Source organism: Haloferax sp. KTX1, from assembly GCF_902410085.1.
Classification (GTDB): Archaea; Halobacteriota; Halobacteria; order Halobacteriales; family Haloferacaceae; genus Haloferax; species Haloferax massiliensis.
Map to the genome: position 1 here is coordinate 290,545 of NZ_CABPRH010000002.1, position 26,980 is coordinate 317,524.

27 protein-coding genes and 1 pseudogene are annotated in these 26,980 nt (G+C 68.3%); 14 read left to right on the top strand and 14 right to left on the bottom strand.

What is annotated here, in order from left to right; translation table 11 throughout:
- Positions 1-7: 7 nt before the first annotated feature.
- A complete protein-coding gene (locus tag FY251_RS05715) occupies positions 8-472 on the bottom strand; it encodes an ester cyclase (RefSeq protein ID WP_148413841.1) in 465 nt (154 codons plus the stop codon).
- A gap of 150 nt (positions 473-622) precedes the next feature.
- On the opposite strand from FY251_RS05715, the gene FY251_RS05720 reads away from it, so the two are divergent.
- Together FY251_RS05720 and FY251_RS05725 are read left to right on the top strand one after the other, a co-directional pair.
- Positions 623-2,827 carry an ATP-dependent DNA helicase gene (locus FY251_RS05720; RefSeq protein WP_148413842.1) on the top strand — a complete coding sequence of 735 codons (2,205 nt, stop codon included), beginning with the start codon at positions 623-625 and terminating at the stop codon, positions 2,825-2,827.
- A gap of 99 nt (positions 2,828-2,926) precedes the next feature.
- Positions 2,927-4,303, top strand: coding sequence for a cytochrome P450 (locus FY251_RS05725; protein ID WP_148413843.1), 1,377 nt, complete (start codon positions 2,927-2,929; stop codon positions 4,301-4,303).
- 72 nt (positions 4,304-4,375) lie between these two features.
- Here FY251_RS05725 and FY251_RS05730 read toward each other — a convergent pair whose 3' ends face one another.
- Positions 4,376-4,873 carry a 2'-5' RNA ligase family protein gene (locus FY251_RS05730; RefSeq protein WP_148413844.1) on the bottom strand — a complete coding sequence of 166 codons (498 nt, stop codon included), beginning with the start codon at positions 4,871-4,873 and terminating at the stop codon, positions 4,376-4,378.
- 55 nt (positions 4,874-4,928) lie between these two features.
- Entirely contained in the window at positions 4,929-5,123 is a 195-nt protein-coding gene (locus FY251_RS05735) for a hypothetical protein (protein ID WP_006600854.1), read from the bottom strand.
- 76 nt (positions 5,124-5,199) lie between these two features.
- On the opposite strand from FY251_RS05735, the gene FY251_RS05740 reads away from it, so the two are divergent.
- Positions 5,200-6,396 (top strand): SPFH domain-containing protein, encoded by a 1,197-nt coding sequence (locus FY251_RS05740; protein ID WP_148413845.1) that lies wholly within the window; start codon positions 5,200-5,202, stop codon positions 6,394-6,396.
- 448 nt (positions 6,397-6,844) lie between these two features.
- Complete coding sequence (locus FY251_RS05745; protein WP_042665339.1) at positions 6,845-7,339, top strand: acyl-CoA thioesterase; 495 nt, start codon at positions 6,845-6,847, stop codon at positions 7,337-7,339.
- Between the two features lie 24 nt (positions 7,340-7,363).
- Here the strand turns inward: FY251_RS05745 and FY251_RS05750 are convergent, their stop codons facing one another.
- The 5 genes from FY251_RS05750 to uvrB all read right to left on the bottom strand — a co-directional run bounded on the left by FY251_RS05750 (position 7,364) and on the right by uvrB (position 11,881).
- Positions 7,364-7,804: a universal stress protein gene (locus FY251_RS05750; RefSeq protein WP_148413846.1), complete on the bottom strand. Its 441-nt coding sequence runs from the start codon at positions 7,802-7,804 to the stop codon at positions 7,364-7,366.
- A 63-nt stretch (positions 7,805-7,867) separates the two neighbouring features.
- Complete coding sequence (locus FY251_RS05755; RefSeq protein ID WP_148413847.1) at positions 7,868-8,950, bottom strand: sulfite exporter TauE/SafE family protein; 1,083 nt, start codon at positions 8,948-8,950, stop codon at positions 7,868-7,870.
- Between the two features lie 14 nt (positions 8,951-8,964).
- A complete protein-coding gene (locus FY251_RS05760) occupies positions 8,965-9,159 on the bottom strand; it encodes a hypothetical protein (protein WP_148413848.1) in 195 nt (64 codons plus the stop codon).
- Positions 9,160-9,358: 199 nt separating this feature from the next.
- Positions 9,359-9,778, bottom strand: a complete 420-nt coding sequence (locus FY251_RS05765; RefSeq protein WP_148413849.1) for an NUDIX hydrolase — start codon at positions 9,776-9,778, stop codon at positions 9,359-9,361.
- Positions 9,779-9,784: 6 nt separating this feature from the next.
- Positions 9,785-11,881 (bottom strand): excinuclease ABC subunit UvrB, encoded by a 2,097-nt coding sequence (gene uvrB / locus FY251_RS05770; RefSeq protein WP_148413850.1) that lies wholly within the window; start codon positions 11,879-11,881, stop codon positions 9,785-9,787.
- An 88-nt stretch (positions 11,882-11,969) separates the two neighbouring features.
- Here uvrB and FY251_RS05775 point away from each other — a divergent pair, with 88 nt between their 5' ends.
- The gene (locus FY251_RS05775; protein WP_007275806.1) at positions 11,970-12,239 is read left to right on the top strand and encodes a hypothetical protein; all 270 of its coding nucleotides are present in this window, start codon (positions 11,970-11,972) and stop codon (positions 12,237-12,239) included.
- 137 nt (positions 12,240-12,376) lie between these two features.
- Here FY251_RS05775 and FY251_RS05780 read toward each other — a convergent pair whose 3' ends face one another.
- Entirely contained in the window at positions 12,377-12,976 is a 600-nt protein-coding gene (locus FY251_RS05780) for a transcription antitermination protein (protein WP_148413851.1), read from the bottom strand.
- Between the two features lie 86 nt (positions 12,977-13,062).
- On the opposite strand from FY251_RS05780, the pseudogene FY251_RS05785 reads away from it, so the two are divergent.
- A pseudogene (locus FY251_RS05785) lies at positions 13,063-13,305 on the top strand (TIGR00366 family protein); the annotation flags it as partial.
- Between the two features lie 52 nt (positions 13,306-13,357).
- Here the strand turns inward: FY251_RS05785 and FY251_RS05790 are convergent.
- The gene (locus FY251_RS05790; RefSeq protein ID WP_148413852.1) at positions 13,358-14,218 is read right to left on the bottom strand and encodes a sulfurtransferase; all 861 of its coding nucleotides are present in this window, start codon (positions 14,216-14,218) and stop codon (positions 13,358-13,360) included.
- A gap of 251 nt (positions 14,219-14,469) precedes the next feature.
- Between FY251_RS05790 and FY251_RS05795 the strand changes: the two genes are divergently transcribed.
- Positions 14,470-15,246, top strand: coding sequence for a sulfurtransferase (locus tag FY251_RS05795; RefSeq protein ID WP_148413853.1), 777 nt, complete (start codon positions 14,470-14,472; stop codon positions 15,244-15,246).
- Positions 15,247-15,254: 8 nt separating this feature from the next.
- Here FY251_RS05795 and FY251_RS05800 read toward each other — a convergent pair whose 3' ends face one another.
- Entirely contained in the window at positions 15,255-16,322 is a 1,068-nt protein-coding gene (locus FY251_RS05800) for an AI-2E family transporter (protein ID WP_148413854.1), read from the bottom strand.
- 129 nt (positions 16,323-16,451) lie between these two features.
- Here FY251_RS05800 and FY251_RS05805 point away from each other — a divergent pair, with 129 nt between their 5' ends.
- The 3 genes from FY251_RS05805 (at position 16,452) to FY251_RS05815 (ending at position 20,538) form a co-directional block, all read left to right on the top strand.
- Positions 16,452-17,591, top strand: a complete 1,140-nt coding sequence (locus tag FY251_RS05805) for a thiamine ABC transporter substrate binding subunit (RefSeq protein WP_148413855.1) — start codon at positions 16,452-16,454, stop codon at positions 17,589-17,591.
- Between the two features lie 9 nt (positions 17,592-17,600).
- The gene (locus FY251_RS05810) at positions 17,601-19,316 is read left to right on the top strand and encodes an iron ABC transporter permease (protein WP_148413856.1); all 1,716 of its coding nucleotides are present in this window, start codon (positions 17,601-17,603) and stop codon (positions 19,314-19,316) included.
- 94 nt (positions 19,317-19,410) lie between these two features.
- Positions 19,411-20,538: an ABC transporter ATP-binding protein gene (locus FY251_RS05815; protein ID WP_148413857.1), complete on the top strand. Its 1,128-nt coding sequence runs from the start codon at positions 19,411-19,413 to the stop codon at positions 20,536-20,538.
- 32 nt (positions 20,539-20,570) lie between these two features.
- On the opposite strand, the gene FY251_RS05820 is transcribed toward FY251_RS05815, so the two are convergent.
- Positions 20,571-21,251, bottom strand: coding sequence for a class I SAM-dependent methyltransferase (locus FY251_RS05820; RefSeq protein ID WP_148413858.1), 681 nt, complete (start codon positions 21,249-21,251; stop codon positions 20,571-20,573).
- Between the two features lie 129 nt (positions 21,252-21,380).
- Here FY251_RS05820 and FY251_RS05825 point away from each other — a divergent pair, with 129 nt between their 5' ends.
- A complete protein-coding gene (locus FY251_RS05825) occupies positions 21,381-21,839 on the top strand; it encodes a DUF2391 family protein (RefSeq protein WP_148413859.1) in 459 nt (152 codons plus the stop codon).
- A gap of 95 nt (positions 21,840-21,934) precedes the next feature.
- A complete protein-coding gene (locus FY251_RS05830; protein ID WP_148413860.1) occupies positions 21,935-22,513 on the top strand; it encodes a hypothetical protein in 579 nt (192 codons plus the stop codon).
- 21 nt (positions 22,514-22,534) lie between these two features.
- Here the strand turns inward: FY251_RS05830 and FY251_RS05835 are convergent, their stop codons facing one another.
- Positions 22,535-23,383 (bottom strand): hypothetical protein, encoded by an 849-nt coding sequence (locus FY251_RS05835; RefSeq protein WP_148413861.1) that lies wholly within the window; start codon positions 23,381-23,383, stop codon positions 22,535-22,537.
- A 268-nt stretch (positions 23,384-23,651) separates the two neighbouring features.
- Entirely contained in the window at positions 23,652-23,897 is a 246-nt protein-coding gene (locus FY251_RS05845; RefSeq protein WP_148413863.1) for a ferredoxin, read from the bottom strand.
- Between the two features lie 115 nt (positions 23,898-24,012).
- Between FY251_RS05845 and FY251_RS05850 the strand changes: the two genes are divergently transcribed.
- Positions 24,013-26,484, top strand: coding sequence for an ATP-dependent DNA helicase (locus tag FY251_RS05850; protein ID WP_148413864.1), 2,472 nt, complete (start codon positions 24,013-24,015; stop codon positions 26,482-26,484).
- The gene (cgi121, locus tag FY251_RS05855; protein ID WP_148413865.1) at positions 26,481-26,975 is read left to right on the top strand and encodes a KEOPS complex subunit Cgi121; all 495 of its coding nucleotides are present in this window, start codon (positions 26,481-26,483) and stop codon (positions 26,973-26,975) included. The genes FY251_RS05850 and cgi121 overlap by 4 nt, the downstream gene beginning before the upstream one ends.
- The last annotated feature ends 5 nt before the right edge of the window (positions 26,976-26,980 follow it).

Consider the following 26,980-nt stretch of genomic DNA (forward strand, 5'->3'; position numbering starts at 1 on the left):
CGCTCGCTTACGCCGGTGCGCCCGCGCTCTCCTCGGAATCCGCCTCCGCCTCGGCCGGGAGCAACCCGAGTTGCCGCATCGTCCCGAAGTAGTCGAAGGCGTCCCACTGTTCTGCGATTTTGTCGCCCTCGAAGCGGTAGACGGTGATACCGCTCGACCGCCAGTGGTTCCCCGTCGGTTCCGCGGTGAGGTACGACGGCGCTTCGTTCGTCCCTTCGAGCGTGTGGCGGACGGTGACTCGGTCGCCGGCGGCGAACAGGTCGTCGACGGTGAATTCGAGGTCCGGCGTCCCGTCGAAGACCGCCTGAACCATCTCGCGCGCGCCGTCGACGCCGCGGTCGCCCATCGGGTCGTGCATGACGAAGTCGTCGGTCGCCAGTTCGTCGAAGGCCGCGGGGTCACGGCCGTTCCACACCGCCTCTTCGACGTGTCGAACCGTCGCTTTCATCTCGGCTGTCGGTATCGAATCCATCTCGGTTCACCAAGGGGGAGTACGCTCGGGATAAACATAGAATATTTGTCAACATGTCCGGTGTGTCTTGTCTGTCAGCCAGTGCTCGCCGAGAAAAAGACGGACTGGGGGCTCCGAGCCTTTTAATCGGATGGCGGCCGAGATTCTCCCGTGGCCCACGCCAACGGCGCACCCGACGACGGCGACGCGGACGGAGGGTGGCGGTTCTTCCCGTACGACGAGCCGTATCCCAATCAGGAGGCGGCGATGGCCGGCATCGCCGACGCCCTCGACGACGAGCGGAACGTCCTCCTCGAAGGGGCGACCGGGACCGGGAAGACCATCTCCGCGCTCGTGCCCGCGCTGTCGTACGCCCGCGAGCACGACAAGACGGTCGTCATCACGACGAACGTCCACCAGCAGATGCGCCAGTTCGTCGAGGACGCCCGCGCCATCACCAGAGAGGAGGCCATCCGCGCGGTGGTGTTCCGCGGGAAGTCCTCGATGTGCCACATCGACGTGGGCTTTCAGGAGTGTCAGACCCTCCGCGATACGACCCGGAGCATCGTCGAAAAGGAGTCCGACAAGGCCGAACTCTCCGAGCAGGCGCAGTCGCTCCTCGACGGGATGCGCGAGGGCGAGTCCGGCGCGGCCGACGCGCGAAGCGCCGTCACGGACGAACTCGACACCCTCGACGACGAACTGGAGGAGTTGAAGGAGGGCAACTACTGCGAGCACTACTACAACAACCTCACGCGGAACACCGACGAGTTCTTCCAGTGGCTGTTCGACGACGTGCGGACGCCCGACGAGATTTTCGAGTACGCGGGCAAGCAGAACCTCTGCGGCTACGAACTGCTCAAGGAGGGCATGGAGGGCATCGACCTCGTCGTCTGCAACTACCACCACCTGCTCGACCCGATGATACGCGAGCAGTTCTTCCGGTGGCTGGACCGCGACCCCGACGACGTGATTACGGTGTTCGACGAGGCGCACAACATCGAGGGCGCGGCCCGCGACCACGCGAGTCGCGCGCTCACCGAGAACACGCTCGAAAGCGCGATGAACGAGCTGGAAGACGAAGACGACTCGCGGGCCGAGAGCGCCCGCAACGTCATCGGGACGTTCCTCGACGCGCTTCGCGACAGCTACGAGGAGGCGTTCGGCTTCGGCGAGCGCGAGCAGGTCGGCGAGAACTGGTACGACCTCTCTATCGCCAATCAGGGCCGCCGCGACGACCTGACGATGGAGTTCCTGCAGTCCTACGAGGGCCGCGGCATCGACGTGGAGGTCGAACTCGCCCTCCAGTTGGGCAAGCAGTTGGACGAGCAGTACGAAGACGCGTACAAGAACGGCGAGGCGACGACGCGCAAGGAGTGCCAGACGTTGCAGGCGGCGAACTTCATCGCCGACTGGACGGAGATGGGCGGCGAACTCGGCCGCCACCCGATGCTGTCGGTCCGCCGCGACGGCGGCACCGACGAGATTTACGGCCGCGCCGAACTGTACACCTGCATCCCGCGGGAGGTCACGAAAGAGCTGTTCGAGGAGGTCCACGCGAGCGTCCTGATGTCGGCGACGCTCCGCCCGTTCGACGTGACGGAAGGAACGCTGGGCCTCGAAAACCCGGTGACGATGGCCTACGGCCTCGAATACCCCGAGGAGAACCGCCGGACGTTCTCCGTCTCGCTGCCCGCGCTGTTCTCCTCCGAGCGCGACGACCCCGGCACGCAGCAGACAATCGAGGAGATGCTCGCGGACGCGGCCGCCTTCACGCCGGGCAACACGCTCGTGTTCTTCCCGTCGTACGCCGAGGCGGAGCGCCACCACGAGCGCCTGCGGGCCAACCCGGACGTCGACGCGGAGCTGTTTTTGGACGAGCCGGGCGTCCGCGCCGAGGAGATGCGCCGGGAGTTCGTCGGCAAGGACGGCGCGGTGCTTCTCACCTCGCTGTGGGGGACGCTCGCCGAGGGCGTGAGCTTCGACGGCGACGACGCTCGGACGGTCGTGGTCGTCGGCGTGCCCTATCCGCATCTCTCCGAGCGGTTGGAGGCGGTCCAGGACGCCTACGACCGCGCCTACCGCGGCAAGAAGGACGCCGGCTGGCGCTACGCCGTCGAGATTCCGACGATTCGAAAGACCAGACAGGCGCTCGGCCGGGTCATCCGCGCGCCCGACGACTTCGGCGTCCGCGTGCTGGCCGACAAACGCTACACCCGCGAGAGCTCCTCGATGGGGAAGTACGGCGTCCGCGGGTCGTTCCCGGTCGAAGAGCGCGCCGAGATGGTCGACATCGCGCCGACCAAACTCAAGTTCGCCATGCTGAACTTCTACACCGACCGCGACGCCTACGACGGCGATCCGCCGCGGCCCTGAGCGAGTCGCGGTCGCTGTCGCTGTCGTTGCCGCGGACGGAGCGAGAGCGACGACCGCGACCGCCGTGCAGTTCTTACCTGTTCGAACCAACACAGGGTGATGAGTGCGACCCCTCCCGGCCCGAAGGGCCTCCCGTTGTTCGGCGCGAGCAGGCAGTACGCCCGCGACCCGTTTACGTTCCTGACGGCCGTCGCGGACGCCTACGGCGACGTGGTCCACTTCGACCTCGGCCCGCTCGACACCTACATGCTCACGAACCCGGCGGACGTCGAGACGGTGCTCGTGAGCGAGGCGTCGAAGTTCAGAAAGCCGCAGTTCCAAGACCGCGCCATCGGCGACCTGCTGGGCGACGGCCTGCTCATGAGCGAGGGCGCGACGTGGAAGAGACAGCGCCGGCTCGCCCAGCCGGCGTTCGACGTGCGACGCGTCTCGACGATGGCCGGCATGATGACAGACCGGACGGAGTCGATGTTGTCGTCGTGGGGAGACGGCGACGTGGTCGACGTGCAACTGGAGATGGCGCGGCTGACCGTCGAGATAATCGTCGACGCCATGTTCGGCACCGACCTCGACGAGGGGCGCGTCCGGCGGGTACAGGAGAACCTCGAACCGCTCGGCGCGCGGTTCGAACCCGACCCGCTTCGGTTCCTGACGCCCGACTGGGTACCGACGCGGGAGAACCGCCAGTACAGAGAGGCGCTGTCGGAGCTCGAATCGCTCGTCTGGGATATCGTCGAGGAGCGCCGCGGGACCGAGTACGGCGAGACCCCGGCGTCGTCGGTGGCGGCCGACGCGACGGGCGACGACCGGCCGATGGACCTGCTTTCGATTCTGCTCCGCGCCTACGACGAGGGCGAGCAGACCGAACAGAACCTCCGCGACGAGCTGATGACGATGCTCCTCGCGGGCCACGACACGACGGCGCTGACGCTGACGTACGCGTGGTATCTGCTCTCGCAACACCCCGAGGCGGAGGCGAAACTCCACCGCGAACTGGACGAGGTGCTCGGCGGGCGGACGCCGACGTTCGAGGACGTGCGAAAACTGGAATACACCGAGCGCGTGCTGAACGAGGCGATGCGGCTGTACCCACCGGTGTACGTCATGTTCCGCGAGCCGAAGGTGGACGTTCGTCTCGGCGGCTATCGCGTCCCCGCGGGGTCGGCCATCATGCTCCCGCAGTGGGTCGTCCACCGCTCGGAGCGCTGGTGGGACGACCCGCTTTCGTTCGACCCGGACCGCTGGGCGTCCGAGCGGACCGTCGACCGCCCGCGGTTCGCGTACTTCCCGTTCGGCGGGGGGCCGCGTCACTGCATCGGCAAGCACCTCTCGCTGCTCGAAGGGCGGCTCATCCTCGGCACCGTCGCCCAGCGGTACGAACTCGACTACGTCCGCGACGAGCCGTTCTCGCTGCGCGGGTCGCTGACGATGCACCCCGAAGAGCCGATGGGGATGCGACTCCGGGAGCGAGAGTGACGGACAGTGGTCTGCGCGCCGCCGCCGGCGACGACGACAGTCGAATCTCCAACGACCGTCAGGGCCTCGCGGTCAGGCCGGGAGCGAAATCGAGGCCGCGGTTTCGCGGAACGACGAGTCGTAGACATCGAGCTGTGAGACGGTCCACTCGATGGGGTCGGGCGGTTGGCTCGCGACCGCGCGGGCGTCGGCGAGACTGCCGCCGCGGGCGAGCGTGACGTGCGGGACGTAGTCGTCTCCTTCTATCCCCTCGATAGCGCCGAACTCGTCGGCGAGCGCGCGGTGGAGGTCGAGGAGGCCGGGGCTCTCGACCGCGAGGTAGACGACCGGCGCGGCTCCGCGGGGCGGCTCCTCGAAGAATCGGACATCGGTCACGCGGGCTTCGAACGCCGGTTGCCCGGCGAGCGCGCGCCGCAACTGTTCGCGCAGGCGGTCGAACTCGACGTCTTCGAACCGCTTACAGACGAGGGTGTGTCGGTCGCGGACCCGGTCGAACGGGGCGAGGTACGGAAACAGGTCGGACGCGAGGCGGGCGACCCGCCCCGGAACCGGGACGTTCAGACTGTACACGCCCGTGTCTCACGGGAGAGACACAAAGGCGTATCGTCGTCGCCGCGGGCGACGCTCAGATTCGGTCGAGCAGCCAGAGGACGATGAGCACCGCGACGACGAGGCCCAAAAGCGGCTGGAGCGGGCCGAGCAACGCGCCGAACAGCCCGAGCACCTCGCCGATGATTTCGAGGACGAGCCAGACGAGGACGAGCAGGAGGATGATTTTCAGCAGGTCCTCCACGTCGATTCGGCCGCGGTTGGTTCGCATATCGGGCCGTGGGACGTTCGGGGCCAAATAGTTGGTGGCCGGGTAGCTTTATTCCGCTTCGGTGTCACTCACCACCATGGACAGCCTGTTCTACCAACTCGGCCGGCTCTCGGCGAGTTCCTCGTCGTCGGGCGCGGAACGGGTCGACAGCGACCCCGGCCGAATCCCGCGGTGGCTCGGTCCCCTCGCGGTCGCGGTGGTCGTCTTCGGCCTCGCAGTCGTCGTCTTCCCCGTCACGCCGCTGACGCTCGCGGGCTACGTCGTCATCGCGCTCGCCGTCGCCGCGGTGTACGACGCGGTCGAAATCGTGCAGGCGTACGAAAAGCGGACGCTGACGGTGTTCGGCGACTACAAGGGAATCCTCGAACCGGGGCTGAACGTCGTCCCGCCGTTCGTCTCGAAGACCTACCGCTTCGACATGCGGACCCAGACGTTAGACGTGCCCTCCCAAGAGGCCATCACGGAGGACAACTCCCCCGTGACGGCCGACGCGGTCGTCTACATCCGCGTGATGGACCCCGAGCGCGCCTTCCTCCAGGTCGACAACTACCGCCGGGCCGTCTCGCTGCTCGCCCAGACGACGCTCCGGGCCGCCCTCGGCGACATGGAACTCGACGACACGCTGGCGCGACGCGACCACATCAACGCGCGCATCCGCCGGGAACTCGACGAACCGACCGACGAGTGGGGCGTCCGCGTCGAGTCCGTCGAGGTCCGCGAGGTGAAGCCCTCGAAGGACGTCGAGAACGCGATGGAACAGCAGACCTCCGCCGAGCGCCGCCGCCGCGCCATGATTCTCGAAGCGCAGGGCGAGCGCCGCTCCGCCGTCGAGAAAGCGGAGGGGGACAAGCAGTCGAACATCATCCGCGCGCAGGGCGAAAAGCAGTCGCAGATTCTCGAAGCCCAGGGCGACGCCATCTCGACGGTGCTTCGGGCCCGCGCGGCGGAGTCGATGGGCGAGCGCGCCATCATCGACAAAGGCATGGAGACGCTGGCGAACATCGGCACCTCGCCGTCGACGACGTACGTGCTGCCGCAGGAACTCACGTCGCTGCTCGGTCGCTACGGGAAGGGCCTGAGCGGTTCCGACGTACAGCAGGCGGCGGGACTCGAAAGCAAGGCGTTCGACGAGGAGACCCGCGAACTCCTCGGCCTCGACGACATCGGCGAGATACTCGGCGAGTTGGACGGCGTCGAGACGGCGGACATCTCCGCGGACGCCGTCGACATCGAAATCGAAGACGGCGGCGTCGAGACTGAGCGCGTCGAGTGAGAAAAATCCGATACGCGAATCGGCCGCGAACCCGGCAGACGCGACGAGGGTCCGGTGCTACGTCGTGGCCGGTCTGCGGGGGCGACCGGCGCGAGTCCCGTCGTCCGACCGTCGCGGTTCGGCGAGGCGCGAGGCGGACGTGAGACGGGAGACCGCTCGGTGCGTCGACTTCGGGTCGTGGCTGATTCCCCGCTCGTCCGGCCGAACGAGAGTCTGAGCCGTCGGAACGTTCCCCCGAACGCGGACGAGAGACGGGCATCGGCGTCCCACCACCGGTCTGCGGTTCGCGCAGACACCGTCACATACGCAACAAACACTATTAATCGTCTAGGTTATTGAGGTGTTGCGTGACCGCGGCGGCCGCCCCCAACCCGAGCGATTAATCGCCTTTATTTCCATTTTTCACGACGTAGAATAATTTAACCACGTCCGACGCTGACCGTGTGGTATGCAACAGCAGTCGTCGGTCGGGACGCGGTCGCTGTCGGCGTCCCGCGCCGAGATGAGCGAGATTCTGATGCCCAACGACACGAACAACCTCGGGCGCGCCCTCGGGGGGCGGATTCTGGAGTGGATGGACGTCTGCGGGGCCATCGCCGGTCGTCGCTTCGCCGAGCGGCAGGTGGTCACGGCGTCGATGGACCACGTGGACTTCCTCGCGCCCATCGACGTGGGCGACGTGGTGACCGTCGAGGCGTACGTCTTCGACACCGGCCGCACCAGCATGGACATCAAGGTGGACGTGACCGCCGAGCGCCCGAGCGAGGGCGACCGCCGCGAGACCATCACCTCCTTTTTCACGTTCGTCGCGCTCGACGACGACGAGAAGCCGATTCCGGTTCCGGACCTCGTCTGCGACTCCCAAGAGGAGCGCGAACTGCGCGACGCGGCGCTCCAGAAGCGCCGCGAGCACCGCGCCGCGCTGGCAGAGGAGTTCGAGTAACGCAGACCGCGAGAGGCCCCAGCCTTATTCTTCGTCCGCCGCGCGGACGGTCAACACGGGCGCGTCCGACTGCCGGACGACGCGTTCGGTGACGGAGCCGACGAGGTAGTGGTCGAGACCGGTGCGGCCGTGGGTCGCCATCACGACGAGGTCGATGTCGCCGTCGGCGGCGTAGTCGACGATGGTGGAGTGCGGGACGCCCTCCACGACGATGCGTTCGGTCTCGACGGCGTCGGGGAGCGCCTCGACCGCGGCGTCGGCCGCGGACTCCGCGCGGTCGAGTTCGGACTTCTCCCACACGTCCGGCGCGATGCCGGCCGAGGGCGATTCGAAGCGGTTGCGCGAGTCGGCCACCGACAGCACGTGGACCGTCGCGCCGTACGTCTCGGCGAGGGTCGCCGCGTGTTCGATTGTCGCGTCGGTCGCGTCGCTGCCGTCGGTCGGAAGCAGGATGTGGTCGTACATGGATGGAAGTTCAGAATCGGGAACTGTGAAAGTGGTGCCGGTGAAGACGGTTCGAGCGGGTCGTTAGATGCCCAGCGCCATCAGGAACAGCGCAATCGAGATGACGGCGAAGAGGACGCCGACGAAGTTCTTGATGACGTCGGTCTCCAGCGCGTTCGACACGTAGGGCGCGATTTGGCCGCCGAGAACCGTCGCGGGGACGGTGAACACGACCATGTTCCACGGCGTCGTCGCGAGGCTCAGCGAGTGGCCGCCGACGAGGCCGCCGCCGAAGACGTGGACGAGCGACGCCAGGATGGCGGTCAGCGCGACCACGATGTGGTTCGTGCCGATGGCGACGCGGACGGGAACTTTCGTGCCGAGCATCGAGATGATGCCGAGTTCGCCGATACCGAAGCCGGCGAGGCCCTGGAACATCCCGCCGACGCTGTAGTTGGCGAAGCGGCGCAGGTAGCCGCCGCGGGTGTAGGTGTAGTCGTCGCCGTCGCGGTCGACGCGGGTGACGGTCCCGTCGTCGGCCGTGTTGACGCCCGCGGGGCCGAGCTTACCGGGGTCGTTGGGGAGGCTCGCGGAGACGCCGCCGTCGGTGGCCGCGGCGTGGTCCGAACCCGACGAACCGTGGTCCTCGTGACCGAGGTCGGCGGTGAAAAGCAGGTACGACGCGGCGAGCAGCGCGATGCCGAGCAGCGCGTGGAACACCACGTCGGGGATGACGAACGAAAGCAGCGCGCCGCCGACGACGAACGGAATCGACCCGCCGACGAGCGTCAGCGCCAGTCGACGGTCGACGAGGCCGTACTGGATGAAGGCGACGGCCGAACTGGAGAGGCCGAACGCCTCGCTGATGAGGCCCACCTTCACCAGCGTCGACGAGTCGAGCGGGTGCGCGAAGACGGGGAAGATAAAGATGAGAAACGGGACGAAGAGCGCCGACCCGCTGATGCCGACCGTGTTCACGATGGTCGCGCCGGTGAGGAACACCGGGAACAGCCACCAGTACTGGAGCCAGTACTCCATGCCTGCACCCGACGGCGTCGGTGCCATGGTTAACACCGAGGCGAGGAACAGCAGGGGAGCGATGAACACGAGGATGTGTTGGTACTTCAGGAACGACTTCTGGACGTGACTGAGAGACTGAGAGCTCATGGTTCTCGTTGTTGTCAGTACGCAGTAGCGTTCGCGTGCACTCGCGTGGAGTGACGCGTCGAAAACAGCCCGTTCGCCGAGTCATCAGCGGCACCGACCCGCGCGCGTTCACCGTCTCCCGAGGATGCGACCGCGTCGCACGCCGGGGGGACCGGCGTGCCGTGGCCGCCCGAACTGTCGAGCACGGAGCGCTCGAATCCGCGGACCATTCAGGTAATGCCTCCGTTGGGGTAGGCGCGGTGAACGGTGTGGGTTGCAGGCTCGTCCGCCGAGGTGCGGATCACGGTGGAACGGGCATAGCGAGGACGGGCTAATAAGTCTTAATGTCGCCCCGGCATTTTGGGTACGGTCCACACACCGACGCGCGTCGAAAAACCAGTAACATGTGTTTCTATCCAAAATCTGCGCTCACTCGTTGGGTTCGAACAGCCGTCTGACCAGCGCCCGTTCGGTCTCGTAGGTGAGCCGTTCGAGGGCTCCGGCCGCGGTGACCCACCGGCGCGCGTCGACCTCGCCGTCCGGTTCGAACGGGCGCTCGTCGGCGACGCGCATGTGCCAGACGAACACGCCCTTCGGCCCGCCCGGCGTCCCCGCGTCGTCGGGGACGCGGTACTCGTAGCGCCCGGCGAACCGGCCGCAGTCGACCGCGCAGCGCGTCTCCTCGCGGACCTCTCTGACGGCGGTCTCGACCAGCGTCTCGCCGGGTTCGAGTTTCCCCTTCGGGAGCGACCAGTCGTCGTAGCGCGGTCGGTGGACGAGACAGAGTCGGCCGTCGTCGCGGCGGAGGAGGCCGCCGGCCGCGAACGTCAGGGTTGGCGGTTGGGACACGGCCGGTCAGAACTCGTCCGGCGGCGTCAGGCCGTCGTCGCCCTCGCCGTCGTGTTCGTCTGGGTACTCGGGCGCGACGCCGTCTTCGAGCGCGTCCACGTCGAACTCGCGGCGGAGCGTCTGGATGCGGTCGCGGATGTCGGCGGCGAGTTCGAATTCGAGGTTGTCGGCGGCCTCCTGCATCCGGTCTTCGAGGAACGCGATCTGCTCTACTGCCTCGTCGGCGTCGGCGGGTTCGTCGCCGGAGACGCCGCGGGTGTCGGTCTCGCTCCCCGGCAGGTTCGTCTCGCCGACCTCCTTTTCGATGGTCGTCGGGGTGTAGCCGTGTTCCTCGTTGAACGCCTGTTGGATGCGCCGGCGGCGCTGGGTCTCGGAGATGGCGGCCTCCATCGCGTCGGTCATCTCGTCGGCGTAGAGCACGACCTCGCCGTTGACGTTGCGGGCGGCGCGGCCCATCGTCTGGACGAGCGTGGTCTCCGAGCGCAGGAAGCCCTGCTGGTCGGCGTCGAGGATGGCGACCAGCGAGACTTCGGGGATGTCGAGGCCCTCGCGGAGGAGGTTGATGCCGACGAGCACGTCGATGTCGCCGAGGCGGAGCGACCGGATGAGTTCGTGGCGTTCGAGCGTGTCGGTCTCGTCGTGCATGTAAGCCACGTCGACGCCGGCCTCTTCGAAGTACTCGGTGAGGTCCTCGGCCATCCGCTTCGTGAGCGTCGTGACGAGCACGCGCTCGTCGCGGTCGATGCGCTCGTCGATGCGGGCCATCAGGTCGTCGACCTGCCCGGTCGCCTCCGTCACCTCGACTCTCGGGTCCACGAGATGGGTCGGACGAACGATCTGCTCGACGATTTGGTCGGAGTGCTCGCGCTCGTAGTCGCCGGGCGTCGCGGAGACGAAAAGCGCCTGTCCGACGGTCTCTTCGAACTCCTCGAAGGTGAGCGGGCGGTTGTCGTAGGCCGTCGGCAGGCGGAAGCCGTTTTCGACCAGCGAGTCCTTCCGGGACTTGTCGCCGGCGTACTGGCCCTTAATCTGCGGGAGCGTGACGTGCGACTCGTCGATGACGGTGAGGAAGTCGTCGGGGAAGTAGTCGAGGAGCGTGTAGGGCGCGTCGCCCGGCTCGCGGTCCGAGAGGTGGACCGAGTAGTTCTCGATGCCGGAGCAGTGGCCCGTCTCGCGGAGCATCTCGATGTCGAAGGTGGTTCGCTCTTCGATGCGCTGGGCGGCCACGAGGTCGCCCTGCCGCTGGAAGTGCTTCACCCGCTGTTCCATCAGCTCCTCGATTTCCGAGATTGCGCCTTCGAGCTGTTCTTCGGGGATGGAGTAGTGTTCCGCCGGGTGGACGAGCACCGCCGGCTCCGACGACTTGACCTCTCCCTCCAGCGGGTCGAGCTTCAGCATCCGGTCGATTTCGTCGCCCCAGAACTCGATGCGGACGGCGTAGCGACCGTACATCGGGAACACCTCGACGGTGTCGCCGCGGACGCGGAACGTGCCCTGCCGGAAGTCCACGTCGTTGCGCTCGTAGTTGAGGTCGACGAGCGCGCCGAGCAGTTCGTCGCGGTCCATCCCCTGGCCGACCTCCAGCCGGAGCGACAGGTCAGTGTAGTTCTTCGGGTCGCCGAGGCCGTAGATGGCCGACACCGAGGCGACGACGATGACGTCGTCGCGGGTGAGGAGCGACCGGGTCGCGGAGTGGCGGAGCCGGTCGATTTCCTCGTTTATCGACATGTCCTTGTCGATGTAGGTGTCGGTCTGTTCGATGTACGCCTCGGGCTGGTAGTAGTCGTAGTAGGAGACGAAGTACTCGACGGCGTTGTCGGGAAACAGCCCCTTGAACTCCTCGTACAGCTGGGCGGCGAGGGTCTTGTTGTGCGCGAGGACGAGCGTCGGCTTCTGAATCTCCTCGACGACCCACGAGACGGTGTTGGTCTTGCCGGAGCCGGTGACACCGAGCAGGGTCTGTACGTCGGCACCCTCGCGGAAGCCGCGGGCCAGCGCCTCGATGGCCTCGGGTTGGTCGCCGGCGGGGTCGAAGGGGGCGTCGACGCGGAATTCGCGGTCTGCGTCGGGTCTGTCGGCGGACAGGGGACCGGACTCGCTCATTGCCGGTCCTTGGGTCGCGGCGTACTTGAGCGAGGCGGTGCTTGTCGCCGGAGGAACGGTTTTGGGGCGGGCTGTCGAACGTTCCTGTATGACGCGAGCCGAACTCGAACGCGCGAGCAACCTGCTCAAGGAAGCCGCCGAGGCGACCGACGGCGACGTACAGGAGCGACTCTACGAACAGTCCGACCAGCTGGCGAAGCTGGCGACGCGCGAGCAGGGACCGGACCACGGGCGACTCGCCCGCCACATGACGGTCCTCCACGACCTCGCCGAGGACCTCGACGGCGACGTCGCCGAGACGGTCCGCGAGGCCCGAAGCGAGGTGCTCGAATACCGCAAGGGCGTCCCCGGCGTCTGACGACCGGCTGACAGACCCCTTCGTTTCTACTGGAACTCACCCGTCACGCACCGAGTCGGCGCTGTCGGCACTCGGTGAGCGAAGACAGGCTGTACGCCGAGCGGGTCGGTCCGCGACCCCGAGGTGTGGAAAATCGGTTAGCAGACGTTCTTCGGCTTGACGCCCATGCCTTCGAGCGTCTCGACGTACTCGTCGTAGGCGGCTTTGACAACCGCGTCCGCGGCCTCGCGGGCGACGGCGTCGTCTTCGACGTGGTCGTCGATGGCGTCTTCGATAGTGTCGAGTTGGTCGTTGAGGTCGGACTTGAGCGTGCGGAAGTCGTTTGCGGCCATCGGGTCCGCGTCGCCGACGAAGAAGCCGACCATCTGCTCGACGGTTTTCAGCGACACGAGCGCGCGGGCGAGCGCGCCGCCGAGGCGGCCGTCGGTCGTCTCGAACTCGGCGAGCACGTCGTAGACGTTCGGCTTCGACCCGTCCGGCTCCGCGTCGACGGTGTCGGCGTGCTCGCGGGCGGTGTCGGCGAGGTCCGAAAAGAGCGCGGCGGCCTCGTCGTTCGGTTCGTCGTCGGCCCACCAGTCGAACAGGTCGGCGGCGGCGGCGGCCTCGGACGCGGCGGCCGTGCGAACCGCGTCGCCGTCCATCTCGCCGCCGGTGACGGCGTACAGCGCCTTCGAGGAGCCGAGTCGGGAAAGCGGCGTCTCGTGGTCGTCGCGGAGGGTGTCGAGGAGTTCGGTCATACGGCCCCGTACGTCCGTCTCGTGTTTGTACCCATCGGCGGCGGCGAGTCCGGCGCGAGTCCGCGACGGGCGAGGAGACGACCGACGAGTCGGCCGTCATCGGCGAGACGCTCGTCACGGCCGCGAAGGCGTCCGGCGAGTCCATCCCGCGGGTCGCCGTCGCCGCCTCGTGGGGCGACGCGTGGACCAACATGATTCAGCCCTTCTGGGCCATCCCGCTTCTGTCCATCAGCGGCCTGTCGGTCCGCGACATCATGGGCTACTGCGTGATGGTGCTCCTCGGCGCGGGCGCGCTCGTCGCCGTCGGCATCAGCGTCCTCCCGATGTAAGCCGCAAAAAGAACCGTACGGTCGGGTCCGACTCGAACCGAGCCGAGGCGGCTCAGTTACCCTTTTCGACGGGCGCGCCGACGAGGTTGCCCCACTCCGTCCACGAGCCGTCGTAGTTGGTGACGTTCTCGTAGCCGAGGAGTTCGTGAAGGGCGAACCACGCGATAGAGGAACGCTCGCCGATGCGGCAGTAGGCGATGGTGGACTCGTCGCCTTCGATGCCCTGGTCCGCGTAGAGGTCGCGGAGTTCGTCGGCGGACTTGAAGGTGCCGTCGTCGTTGACGGTCGCGGCCCACGAGATGTTGCTCGCACCGGGGATGTGGCCGCCGCGCTGGGCGGTCTCCTGCAGTCCCGGGGGCGCGAGAATCTCGCCGGAGAACTCCTCGGGCGAGCGAACGTCGACGAGGGGAAGGCCCTTGTCGACCGCCTTCTCGACGTCGTCGCGGTACGCGCGGATGTCCTCGAAGGGACCCTTGGCGCTGTAGTCTTGCTCCGGGAAGGACGGGACTTCGTCGGTCGCCGGATAGTCGTTGTCGACCCAGTAGTCGCGGCCGCCGTTCATCAGGTGAACGTCCTCGTGGCCGTAGTACTTGAACTGCCAGTAGGTGTAGGCGGCGAACCAGTTGGAGTTGTCGCCGTAGAGGACGACCGTGGAGTCCTCGGAGATGCCGTGCGAGCCGAGGAGGTCCTCGAAGTCCTCCTTGGTCAGCACGTCGCGGGTCGTCTGGTCCTGCAGCTGGGACTCCCAGTTGAACCCGATGGCACCGGGGGCGTGACTCTCGTCGTACGCCTCGGTGTCCACGTCCACTTCGACGAGTCGGTACGCCGCGTCGTCGCTCTGGAACTCGTCGAGGTGGCTCTCCACCCAGTCCGCAGAGACGAGTACGTCCTTCGCGTAATCGGAGTTTGACATCGCGTTTCCCCGTACAACAGGGAGGCCCATAACTCTCACACCGACGGCATGTACGGCCTGACCTCGGGTGATGCGGCAATATTGTCCCAAATATGGCGAGAGAGACGCCGAAAGCGACTCGGAGAACAGCCGTCACGCGCTGTCTGAGTCCGGTATCCGACGGAACCAGCAACAACATCCGCTACCCCGGACACGTGGCGAGGGGTGCGAGGATGGTCGGACCTAAATCCGCGGCCCGGAAACGTGGGGGCATGGTAGACGTGGTCTCTTCGACGTGGCTCGCGGACCGACTCGGCGACGTGCGCGTGGTGGACGTGCGCGACGACTGGGAGTTCGACGGTATCGGACACCTCCCCGGCGCGGTGTCGATACCCTTCGACAGATTCCGGAGCGCCGACGGCGACGTGGGGATGCTCCCCGGCCGCGACGCGTGGACCGACCTCCTGTCGGGCGCGGGCGTCGCCGCCGACGACGACGTGGTCGCCTACGACGACACCCACGGCGTGTTCGCCGCGCGCTTCCTCGTGACCGCGCTTCTCTACGGCCACGACCCCGAGAAACTCCACCTCCTCGACGGCGACTTCAGCGCGTGGAACCGCGAGCGCGAGACGACGACCGAGGCGACCGATGTCTCGGGGACGGTCTACGAGATAACCGAGCCGGCCGAGACGCCGCTCGTGGACTTCGAGGCGGTCGAGGCCGCGCTCGACGACCCCGAGACCGTCATCGTGGACACCCGCGACCCCGCGGAGTACGACGAGGGCCACCTCCCCGGCGCGGTCAATCTCGACTGGCGCGAACTCGTCGACGACGAGACGCGCGGGCTGAAACCGCGGGACGAACTCGACTCGATTCTGGACGCCGCGGGCGTCACGCCGGACCGGCGAGTCGTCCTCTACTGCAACACCGCCCGGCGCATCAGCCACACCTACGTCGTGCTCTCCCACCTCGGCTACGACGACGTGGCGTTCTACGAGGGCAGTCTCACCGAGTGGGAGGAACGCGACGGCGCGGTCGTCGAAGGCTGACGACGGGGTTACGAGCGGTACGGCTCGGCCGAGTCGCCGCCCGCGGTCCCGCCATGCTCGCCGCCGTCGCCGTCGCCGGCCGCGCCACCGCCATCGACGCGTAGCTCCGCGCCGAGCAGGTCCACCGACTCCGCGAGGAGCGCGACGACGAGCGGACCGGCGATGATGCCGACCGGGCCGAGGCTGAGCAGGCCGCCGACGAAGCCGACGAAGTAGAGGCTCCCCGGCAGGTCGGCGGTCTCCTTGGCGAGTCGCGGGCGAATCAGGATGTCCGGGAGCCACGCGACCGCGAACCCGCCGACAGCGACGACGAGCGCGGCGGCGACGAGGTCGCCGACGGCGACGTGGTAGGCCGCCATCGCCGCGAGCAGGACGCTCGGGCCGACGATGGGGATGAACTGGAGGACGGCCGCGACCGTCGCGAGCGTGACGACGTAGTCGTAGCCGAGCGCCCAGAAGACGACGAGACCGATGGCGAACGTGCCGACGGCGGTCGCCGCCTGCAGGACGTAGATGGCGAACAGCGTCGCGCGGGCCCGCTCGTTGAGCGCCGTCGCCGCGTCCCGGTAGTCGGCGGGGACCAGCGCGAGGAGCGTCCGGCCGACGGCGTCGCCGCTGAGGAGGAGCGAAAACACGAGGAAGCCGAACAGCGTGAGTTTGATGAGCACCACGGGCGCGGCGGTGGCGGCGGCGCGGCCGACCGACTGGAGGACGTCGAGGCCGACCGCGACCGCGTCGTCCAGCGTCACCGTCTCGACCATCCCGAGGAACTCCACGGTCACCTCGTCGGGCAAGAGCGCCGCGAGGGCGAGGATGTCGCTCAGTCGCAGGAAGACGATGACGACGAGCGGCGCGAGCACGACGCCGACGCCGACCGCCGCGACGACGGTGGCGGCGAGGCTGGCGACCCACCGAGAGGCCCCGCGCGCTTCGAGGCCTCGCCTGAGCGGCACGAGCAGGTAGGCGACGGTGATAGCGAAGAACACCGTCGCCAGCACGTCCGCGAGCATGACCGCCGCGAGGAGCGCGAAGAGGGCGAGCACGCCGCCGAAGACGTACGGGCGAGAAGCAGTCACCTTTCACGATACTCCGGCAGAGGGTAAAGTCGTTCTCCCGCGACGAACCTCGAACCCGGCGGTTTCGGCCGCGTACCGCCTTCGAGAACATCACGCTCGTTAAGTACCACAGAGTACAACAACCGAGTAATGAGACGACGTAGCTTCCTGAAGGCCGCGGGGGCGGGAGGCGTCGCCGCGCTCCTCGCCGGCTGTACCGGGACCGGCGGCGGAGAGACGACGACCGAAGCGTCGGGCGACACGACCGAGACGGCCGAAGGGACGACCGAGGGGACGACCGCGGGCGGCGAGTCGCCGACGCTCACCGTCGGCACCTACGGCTCGTTCGTCGACGCGCCGAGTTCGAGCCCCGGGCCGTGGCTGAAAGAGACGTTCGAATCCGAGTTCGACGCGACGCTGGAGTGGCAGACGCCCGACTCGGGCGTGAACTACTACATCGAGCGCGCCCTCCGGGGCGTCGAGTCCGGCGCGGACCTCTACGTCGGCCTCGACGCGCAGATGCTCGTCCGCATCGACCAGAACCTCGACGAGGCGCTGTTCTCGCCCGCCGAGGGGCTGTCCCGCATCGGCGACGTGAACGAGCAACTGAACTTCGACCCGCAGGGCCGCGCGGTCCCCTACGACACGGGCTACATCTCGCTCGTCTACGACGAGACCTACGGCGACGGCGACTTCTCCGCGCCCGAGACGTTCGACGGCCTGCTGGAGTCGGAGTACGCGGGCGCGCTCCTCGCGCAGAACCCCACGTCGTCGGCGACGGGACAGGCGTTCCTGCTCCACACCATCGACGCCAAGGGCGAAGACGGCTACCTCGACTACTGGGCGAGCCTGAAGGAAAACGACGTCCGCGTCCTCGGCAACTGGGAGGACTCCTACAACGCCTACTCGAACGGCGAGGCCCCGATGGTCGTCTCGTACTCGACCGACCAGGTGTACGCCGCCGAGTCCGGCGAGGACATGGCGAGACACCGGATTCGCTTCCTGAACGACCAGGGCTACGCCAACCCCGAGGGGATGGCCCCCTTCGCCGACGCGTCGAACCCCGACCTCGCCGCCGAGTTCATGGACTTCATGCTCCGGCCCGAGGTGCAGGCCGAAATCGCCGTCCGCAACGTCCAGTTCCCGGCGACGACCACCGCGGAACTCCCCGAGGACTTCGCACAGTACGCCCAGGAGCCGCCGGAAGCCGTCACGTTCTCCTACGACCGGCTTCAGGACAACCTGAGTGACTGGACCGACGCCTGGGCCCGCGAGTTCGCCAGCAAGTGAGGTGAGCCGGTGAGCCGCGCCTCGGTTCGCCGGGTCGCCCGCGCCCTCGAACAGCGACTGCTCACCCTCGTCGCGGCGCTCACCGCCGTCGTCCTCCTCGTCCTGTTTTACTACCCCGTCGCCACCGTCTTCGCCGACGCCGTCCTCGCCGACGGTCGGCTCACCATCGAACCCATCGCGGCGGTGCTGACGAGCGAGTTCTACCTCGTCGACATCATCTGGTTCACGGCGAAACAGGCGTTCTACTCGACGCTCGCCAGCCTCGCGCTCGGCCTCCCCGCCGCGTGGCTGTTCGCACGCTTCGAGTTCCGCGGCCGCGAGACGCTCCGCTCGCTCACCATCCTCCCGTTCGTCATGCCCTCCATCATGGTCGCCATCGGCTTCGTGGCGACGTTCGGCCGCAACGGGACGCTGAACCGCGCGCTCTCTCTCGTCGGTCTCCCGCCGGTCGAACTGCTGTTCACGCTCGAAGCCATCATCGTCGCCCACGCGTTCTACAACGCCCCGCTCGTCGCCCGCGTCGTCACCGCGGCGTGGGAGAGCGTGGACGCCCGAACCGTCGAAACCGCCCGCTCGCTCGGCGCGAGCCCGCGGCGGGCCTTCCGCGACGTGGTCCTCCCGCAACTCCTGCCGTCTATCGGCGTCGGCGCGACGCTGACGTTCATCTTCACCTTCGCGTCGTTCCCCATCGTCCTCGCGCTCGGCGGCTTCCAACTGGCGACCATCGAGGTGTTCGTCTACTCGCGGGTCAGAGACCTCGCGTACGCCGAGGCCGCCAGCCTCGCGGTCGTCGAGACGGCCGTCTCCATCACGCTGACCGCCGTCTACCTCCGGTACGAGGCGAACCAACGGTCCGCCGGCGGCGCGGCGAACCCGCTTCCCCGCCGGTCCGTCGTCCCGTCCGACTGGACGCCGAAATTGGCGCTCCGGACGGCGGGTATCGCCGGCTACGCCCTCGTCGTCGGACTGGTGTTCGTCGTCCCCATCGCCAGCATGGTGCTGGCGAGCGTCACCGGCGGCGACGGCGGCTTCACCCTCGCCAACTACGCCTTCCTCGCCGAGCGGCAGGCGACCGGCGCGAGCTTTCAGGTCAAGCCCCTCCCGGCCATCCTGAACTCGCTGGCCTTCGCCGCGGGGACGCTCGTCGTGGCCGTCCCGATGGGCGTGACAATGGCCGTCCTCACGACCCGCCGGTACCGCGGGCGCGGCCTCATCGACGTGCTCTCGATGGCCCCTTTCGCCGTCTCGGGCATCGTCGTCGGCCTCGGCCTGCTCCGCGGCCTCGTCTTCGGCGTCGACGTGCTGGGGACGCGAATCCGCGTCACCGGCGCGCTCGCCATCGTCGCGGCCCACGCCGTCGGCGCGTACCCCTTCGTCACCCGGAACGTCGCGCCGCTTTTCGCCCGGCTCGACGGTCGGCTCGTGGAGTCCGCGCGGTCGCTCGGCGCGACCAGAACCCGCGCGCTCGTGGACGTCGAACTGCCGCTCGTCTGGACCGGCGTCGTCGCGGGCGCGGCGTTCGCCGTCGCCATCAGCATCGGCGAGTTCGACTCGACTATCATCCTCGCGGAGGGGGCGGGGAGCTACACGATGCCCGTCGCCGTCGAGCGGTTCCTCGGGCGACGGCTCGGCCCCGCGACGGCGATGGGCTGTCTCCTGCTTCTCGTCACGTCCGCCAGCTTCCTCGTCGTCGACCGCTTCGGCGGCCGGTGGGGCGAGCTATGAGGGCGCGCAGAGAGCGAACCGAGGGCGAGCCACGGGCAGTGAGAATTATGGCCGTCCGCCGGCGAGAGGAGCACGTGACTTCGGAGGCGAACCCGTGAGACTCGAACTCGACGCGGTGTCCAAACGCTACGGCTCGGCGACGGCCCTCGATTCCGTCTCGCTGTCGGTCGAGGACGGCGAGTTCTTCACGCTCGTCGGCCCCTCCGGCTGCGGCAAGACGACCACGCTCCGCTGTATCGCCGGCTTCGAGGACCCGACCGAGGGGACCGTCCGCTTCGACGGCGAGTCGATGGCCGGCGTCGCGCCCGAGTCGCGGGGCGTCGGCGTCGTGTTCCAGAACTACGCGCTGTTCCCGCACCTCAGCGTCGGCGAGAACGTCGCCTACGGCCTCCGCTTTACCGACCCCCCGGGCGGCGGCTCCCGCGACGACCGCGTCGCGGAACTGCTGGACCTCGTCGACCTCGCGGGGTTCGAAGACCGCGACCCCGACTCGCTCTCGGGCGGGCAACAACAGCGAGTCGCGCTGGCTCGCGCGCTCGCTCCCGGCCCGGACCTGCTGCTCCTCGACGAGCCGATGTCGGCGCTGGACGCCCGCCTCCGCGACCGGCTCCGCCGACAGGTAAAGCGCATCCAGTCGGACCTCGGCGTGACGACCGTCTACGTCACCCACGACCAGTCGGAGGCGCTGGCGGTCTCAGACCGGGTGGCCGTCCTCAACCGCGGCCGCGTCGAGCAGGTCGGCAAGCCCCGCGAACTCTACCACCGACCCCGGACGCGGTTCGTCGCGGAGTTCCTCGGCGAGAACAACGTCCTCGACGCAGTCGTCGAGTCTCGACCGGAAACGGGGGGGGTTCGCGTCGGCGTCGGCGACGCGGTGTTCACGCTGGCCGAGGAGCGGCGCGTGCTCGGACGGTCGAGAACGCAGCCCGGTGACGGAAGTTCGGAGCGGGCCGAAGGGCCCGCCCGACCCGAACCCGGCGACGAACTCACCTTCTGCGTCCGGCCCGAACGGCTCCGGGCCGACGCGGGGACGAACCGGATTCGCGGGACCGTCGTCGACACCGAGTTTCAGGGGGCGACGACGCGGGTGCGACTCGACCGGGACGGGACGGAACTCGTCGTGGCGGTCGAAGACGGCGGCGAAGAATCGGCGGCCGGATTCGAGGCCGGGTCAACGCTGGAAGTCGGATTCGACCCGGCGGCGGCACACATCGTCGAGTAGCGCGGGACGGTCGTTTTTCCGCGCCGTTCAGTTCAGGGCGCGACGCCGACGGTCAGGAGCGTGCCGAACGTCCGGTAGCGCTCGACCATCGCCTCGCGGGTCTCCCAGTCGTCGGTCGGGAACTCGGCGGCCGCCGGGATGTCGATGTCGAGGTCGGCGATGGAGTCCTGTTCGGCGACGTGGAGGCCGGCGTCGCGGAACGCCTCGCGGTACTCCGCGTGGGACCAGCGGGTCATGTCGATGGAGATGAGGTCCTGCCACTCGTGGGAGTGGACGTTCTCCTCGTAGTAGTTCACCGCGCAGTAGAACGTGCCGCCGGGCCTGAGGACGCGGGCGATTTCTTCGAGGGTGTGGTGCGGGTCGGCGGCGTAGTAGAACGCCTCCATCGACCAGACGTGGTCGACGCTGTCGTCCTCGAACGGGAGGTCGTCGAAGTCGCCGACGAGAAACGAGAGGTCGTCGGTGTCGGTGTACGCGCGGGCGTTCTGGACCATCTCGGGCGAGCCGTCGAGGCCGAATCCCCGGCCGATACCCTTCGTGTCGCGGAGCGCGCGGAGGGCGTAGCCGCTCCCGGTTCCGAGGTCGACGACGGTGTCGCCTTCCTCGACGGGCATCCGCGCGAGCGCGTGCTTCGCGGTGTGCCAGTGTCGGTCCTCCATGCCCCTGTCGCGGCCGTCGGCCGCCCAGGCGTCGAACTCGTCGCGGACGCTCATACCGGAGCCTCGCGCGCCGGGGTGAAAATGCGTTCGAACTGGCCCGCGGCGATGTCGAACTCCCCGCCCGCTCGGTGTCGCCGTCGCCGCGACGCGCCTTTTAATTACCGCCGTCACGACGACCGGTGTATGGTCGGAGTCCGCCGCCGGTTCGCGCTCGCCGACACCGCCCAGCAGGTCGTCGGCGGCTTCCTCCTCGCGGGGCCGTTCGTCGTCACCGAGGAGGTGTGGGTGCTCGCGCGGAGCATGTCGTTCGCGCAGGCGCTCCTCACGCTCTGTATCGTGCTCGCGGTGGGCTACGGCGCGCTCTACAAGGCCGACGACCGCGACCCCGACAGGGAGCGCGAGGTCGGCGGGATTCCCGTCCGGTTCATCTCCCTCATCTCCGTCTCGTATCTCTCCGTGTTCATCCTCGCGCTCGCGTTCGACGCGCCGGGGACGTTCCTCTCGGACGTGACGGGGCAGAGCCTCGTCACCGTCCTCGGATACGACCTCGACCTCGCGGTGCTCCGCATCACGCTCAAGGCGACGAGCGTCGGCGCGGTGTTCAGCGTCATCGGCGCTGCCACGGCGGACTCGCTGTTCTGAGCGGAACGGGCGAGGTGTCAACACGCACCACGATTCCGGGACGACGCCGGCCAAACGGTATGAAGGATTAAGTCGGCAGGGTAACTGCTTGGGGTATGGATTACGAGCTCGCCATCGAAGACACGCCCGAGACGATTCCGGGCGGCACAGGAATCCTGCTCCTTCATCCGAGCATCGGCGAGACCGACCGCATCGACACGGATTTCTTCAAGGTCGACACCGACCACTTCCTCGTCATCTCGACGCGGACCACCGCGCGCGAGGTCGAACAGAAGCTGGAACACTACGAGGTCGACGAATCCAGCGCCACCATCCTCGACACGCTCTCTATCGAGCGCGGCTACTCCCGGCGCAGTTCGGACAACATCCACTACGTCGCGGCCCCCGACGACCTCGACGCAATCGTCGAAAAGACCCGGCAGTTCCTCGAACGGCACGACGGGAAGCTCCGGCTCAGCGTCGATTCGGTCACGGAGATGGCCTACTACGCCGACGAGGACCGCGCCTTCGAGGCGACGAAACGGATTCTCGAACTCCTCGACGAGTTCGACGCGGTGGGGCTGTTCCACCTCTCGAAGGAGGTCCACGACCAGGAGACGCTCGACCGCTTCCGCGAACTGTTCGACGGCGTCGTCGACCTCAACGAGGACGGCACCGTCACGACCGAGTTCTGAGGCGAAACGCGACGCGGCCGGCTACGGCGGGCCGTCGGCGTCGTCGGCGGTCGGGTCGGCGTCGCCGCCCGACGCCGCGTCGTCGTCCGCCGCGAGTTGCTCGAACGTCTTTTCGGCCCACTTGACCGCGTAGCTCGGCCCGTGGTCGCGGTACGCCGCGGTGTCGAGCGCCGAAAACGGCGCGGGGAGGTCACGGCCGTGTTTGATGGCCGAACACGCGAACTCGGTCGCCTCGGCGAACGAGAGTCTGCCGAGCGCGACGAGCCGCGGGAGGTTTTCGAGTCTGTCGTCGAGGCGGCCGCCCGCGTCGACCCACGCCGCGTGGAGGCGGTCGTAGTCGCCCTCCCACGACGCGAACGCCTCCCGGGTGTGGAGGCCGACCCACCCCTCGTAGAGCGCGGCGGCGACCTGATACGTCTCGCTCGGGCCGAGCGGCGTCGCCGCGGCGAGGTCGGGGAATCGCTCGCCGAAGAAGGGGAGGAAGTGTTCGGGAATCTCGTCGTTACCGGCCTGCACGAACGCCTCGGCGATGAGGAAATCCAGGAAGTCGTCGGGCGTCCCCTTCGCGCGGTACTTCACCAGCACGACCGGCGGCGCGGTCTGTCGAGACCACGTCACCGTGCCGTCGCCGGGCATCCCGATAGTGAAGTCGGACGACGCGTAGCGCCGGAGCTGTTGGGGCGCGTCGTCTGGTAGCCACTCCGCGGGGTACGCCGCCGGGGAAAGCGACTCGACGACCAGCCCGAGGTTCTCCGCGGCCTCCGGGGGGATGGTGTCGAAGTCGCCGGCCACGTCCAAGACGAGCGCGCCGGGGGCGTATTCGTCGCGGACCGATTCGAGGTCCGACGGCAGGGTGCGCGTCTCGAACATCCGCTCAGGCGATGCTCATCCCGATGAACACGACGGCCAGCAGGGCCGACACGCCGACGGTACCGAGCACGATTTTCGTCGCTTGGCTCATAGTGGCACGATTAGGGGGCCGCCGCTTAACTTTTACACTCTGTCGTCGGCCGAATCTCCAGTCGAAACGGAGGGGTTCGGGGACGCGCCCCACGGTCGGAAGTCACACGGTCGGCGGTCGCACGGTTCGGTCGCGTCGAAGAAGCGAGAGCAATCGGTGGCGTCGTCGGCGTCGCGGTCAGGGGACGAGCTGTTCGCCGTCGTCGTCGAGGATGCGGATGGCCTCGACGGGACAGACGCGGGCGGCGAACTTCGCGTCGAACTCGGCGTCCTCGGGGACCTCGCGGACGAAGACGCCGTCGTCGGTCTCCTCGCCGTCGACGAGGTCGGCCTTGCCGTCGTCGACGTTCTTCTCGAAGCCCTCCCACTCGTCGACACACTGGAACATGCCGATACAGGTGTCGCGGTCGTACTCGACTTTCATGGGCAATCGTACCGCCGGGCCGTACAAAGCCCTGCCGACGCGAGACCGATGCGCCCGCGCCCGCACCCGCCCCGACCCGATGGCTTAAACCGGGGGACGGTCCAAGGGGGATGCAATGCGAACTGCGGACCTGACGGGCCTACCGACGGGGGTTCCCGAGGCCCTCCGCGACGAGGGCATCGAGGAGCTGTACCCGCCGCAGGCCGAGGCCGTCGAGGCCGGACTGACGGACGGCGAGAGCCTCGTGGCCGCCGTCCCGACGGCGAGCGGGAAGACGCTCGTCGCCGAACTGGCGATGCTGTCGAGCGTCGCGCGCGGCGGGAAGGCGCTGTACATCGTCCCGCTCCGGGCGCTCGCCTCCGAGAAGAAAGCCGAGTTCGAGCGCTGGGAGGAGTACGGCATCGACGTCGGCGTCTCGACCGGCAACTACGAGTCCGACGGCGAGTGGCTCTCCTCGCGCGACATCATCGTCGCCACCTCCGAGAAGGTCGACTCGCTCGTCCGGAACAACGCGGCGTGGATGGACCAACTCACCTGCGTCGTCGCCGACGAGGTCCACCTCGTCGACGACCGCCATCGGGGGCCGACGCTGGAGGTCACGCTGGCGAAGCTCCGCCGACTCAACCCGAACCTGCAGGTCGTCGCGCTGTCGGCGACCGTCGGCAACGCGGGCGTCGTCGCCGACTGGCTCGACGCGAAGCTCGTCAAGTCCGACTGGCGACCCATCGACCTCAAGATGGGCGTCCACTACGGCAACGCCGTCTCCTTCGCCGACGGGAGCCAACGCGAGGTGCCGGTCGGTCGCGGGGAGCGACAGACGCCCGCGCTCGTCGCCGACGCGTTGGAGGGCGACGACGACGGCGACCAGGGCTCCTCGCTCGTCTTCGTGAACTCGCGGCGCAACGCGGAGTCCGCGGCCCGCCGCATGGCCGACGTGACCCAACAGTACATCACCGGCGACGAGCGGAGCGACCTCGCGGAACTCGCCGCCGAGATACGCGACGTGTCCGACACCGAGACCTCCGAAGACCTCGCCGCGGCGGTCGCCAAGGGCTCAGCGTTCCACCACGCGGGGCTGGCCGCCGAGCACCGCACCCTCGTTGAAGACGCCTTCCGCGACCGACTCATCAAATGTATCTGCGCGACGCCGACGCTCGCCGCCGGCGTCAACACCCCGAGCCGCCGCGTCGTCGTCCGCGACTGGCAGCGCTACGACGGCGACTACGGCGGGATGAAGCCGCTGGACGTGCTCGAAGTCCACCAGATGATGGGCCGCGCCGGTCGCCCCGGCCTCGACCCCTACGGCGAGGCGGTGCTGTTGGCGAAGGACGCGGACGCCCGCGACGAACTGTTCGAGCGGTACATCTGGGCCGACGCCGAGGACGTGCGGTCGAAGCTCGCGGCCGAGCCCGCCCTGCGGACGCACCTGCTCGCCACGGTCGCCTCGGGCTTCGCCCACACCCGCGAGGGGCTGCTCGAATTCCTCGACCAGACGCTGTATGCGACCCAGACCGACGACCCCGAGCGACTGGGACAGGTGACAGACCGCGTGCTCGACTACCTCGAAGTAAACGGGTTCGTCGAGTTCGAAGGCGAGACGATTCGGGCGACGCCCGTCGGCCACACCGTCTCGCGGCTCTACCTCGACCCGATGAGCGCCGCCGAAATCATCGACGGCCTCGACTGGGCGGCCGACCATCGAGCCGAGAAGCTCCGGGCGCTCGCGGACGAGACGCCCGAGAAGTCGAAGCGAGACCGGAGCGAATCGGACGCCGAACCCGGCGGCTTCCGGCGGGCCAGCGAGATGGTCGCCGACGACGGCGGCAGTGGAGGCGGCGACGACGGGGACGGCGGCGACGGAGACGCCGACGCGTTCGAGACCGACCGGACGTATCCGACGCCGCTCGGTCTCTATCACCTCGTCTGCCGGACGCCGGACATGTATCAGCTCTACCTGAAGTCCGGCGACCGCGAGACCTACACCGAGCTGTGCTACGAGCGCGAACCGGAGTTCCTCGGGCGCGTGCCCTCGGAGTACGAGGACGTGGCGTTCGAAGACTGGCTGTCGGCGCTGAAGACCGCGAAACTCCTCGAAGACTGGGTCGGCGAGGTGGACGAGGACCGCATCACGGAGCGCTACGGCGTCGGCCCCGGCGACATCCGCGGGAAGGTCGAGACCGCCGAGTGGCTCCTCGGCGCGGCCGAGCGACTCGCCGCCGAACTCGACCTCGATTCGGTGTACGCGGTCCGCGAGGCGAAAAAGCGCGTCGAGTACGGCGTCCGCGAGGAACTGCTCGACCTCGCCGGCGTCCGCGGCGTCGGCCGGAAGCGCGCCCGCCGGCTGTTCGAAGCCGGCGTCGAGAGCCGCGCCGACCTCCGCGAGGCCGAGAAATCGCGCATCCTCGCCGCCCTCCGGGGTCGCAGGAAGACCGCCCAGAACATCCTCGAAGCCGCGGGTCGAAAGAATCCGTCGATGGACGAGGTGGACGAAGACGACGCGCCCGACGACGCCGTCCCCGACGACGCCGGGTTCGAGACGGCCAAAGAGCGCGCCGACCAGCAGGCCAGTCTGGGTGATTTCGAATGAGGCTCGTCGAAGCCGAGGCGACCGTCGCGGACCTCGATTCGTTCATCGCGGTCGTCGGCGAGGTGGCCGAGGAGACGGGCGCGACGATTCAGGCGTTCGACGCCCGCTACGTCGTGGACCGCGAACACCTCGAACGGGCGACCGAACTCGCCGACCGGGCCATCGCCCGCGGCAACGAAATCGCCCGCGACCGGGCGGTCGAAATCCTCCTCTACGCCAGCGGCCGCCGGCAGATCAATCGCGCGTTCGAAATCGGCGTCTCGGAGGGGACGCTCCCGGTCGTGATTCTCGTCGACGGCGGCGACGAGGCCGACGCCGAGGCCGCGCTGTTCGACCGACTCGGCCTCGAACCCGCAGAAACCCTCGGCGACTACGACGAAGCGCTCGTCCGCGACGTGTTCGACGTGGGCGAGACGGAACTGGACGTCGCCGACGGCGACCTCCCCGCGCTGGTCAGAGAACGAGTCGCGCTCCTCGCGGTCGACCGCTAAACGAT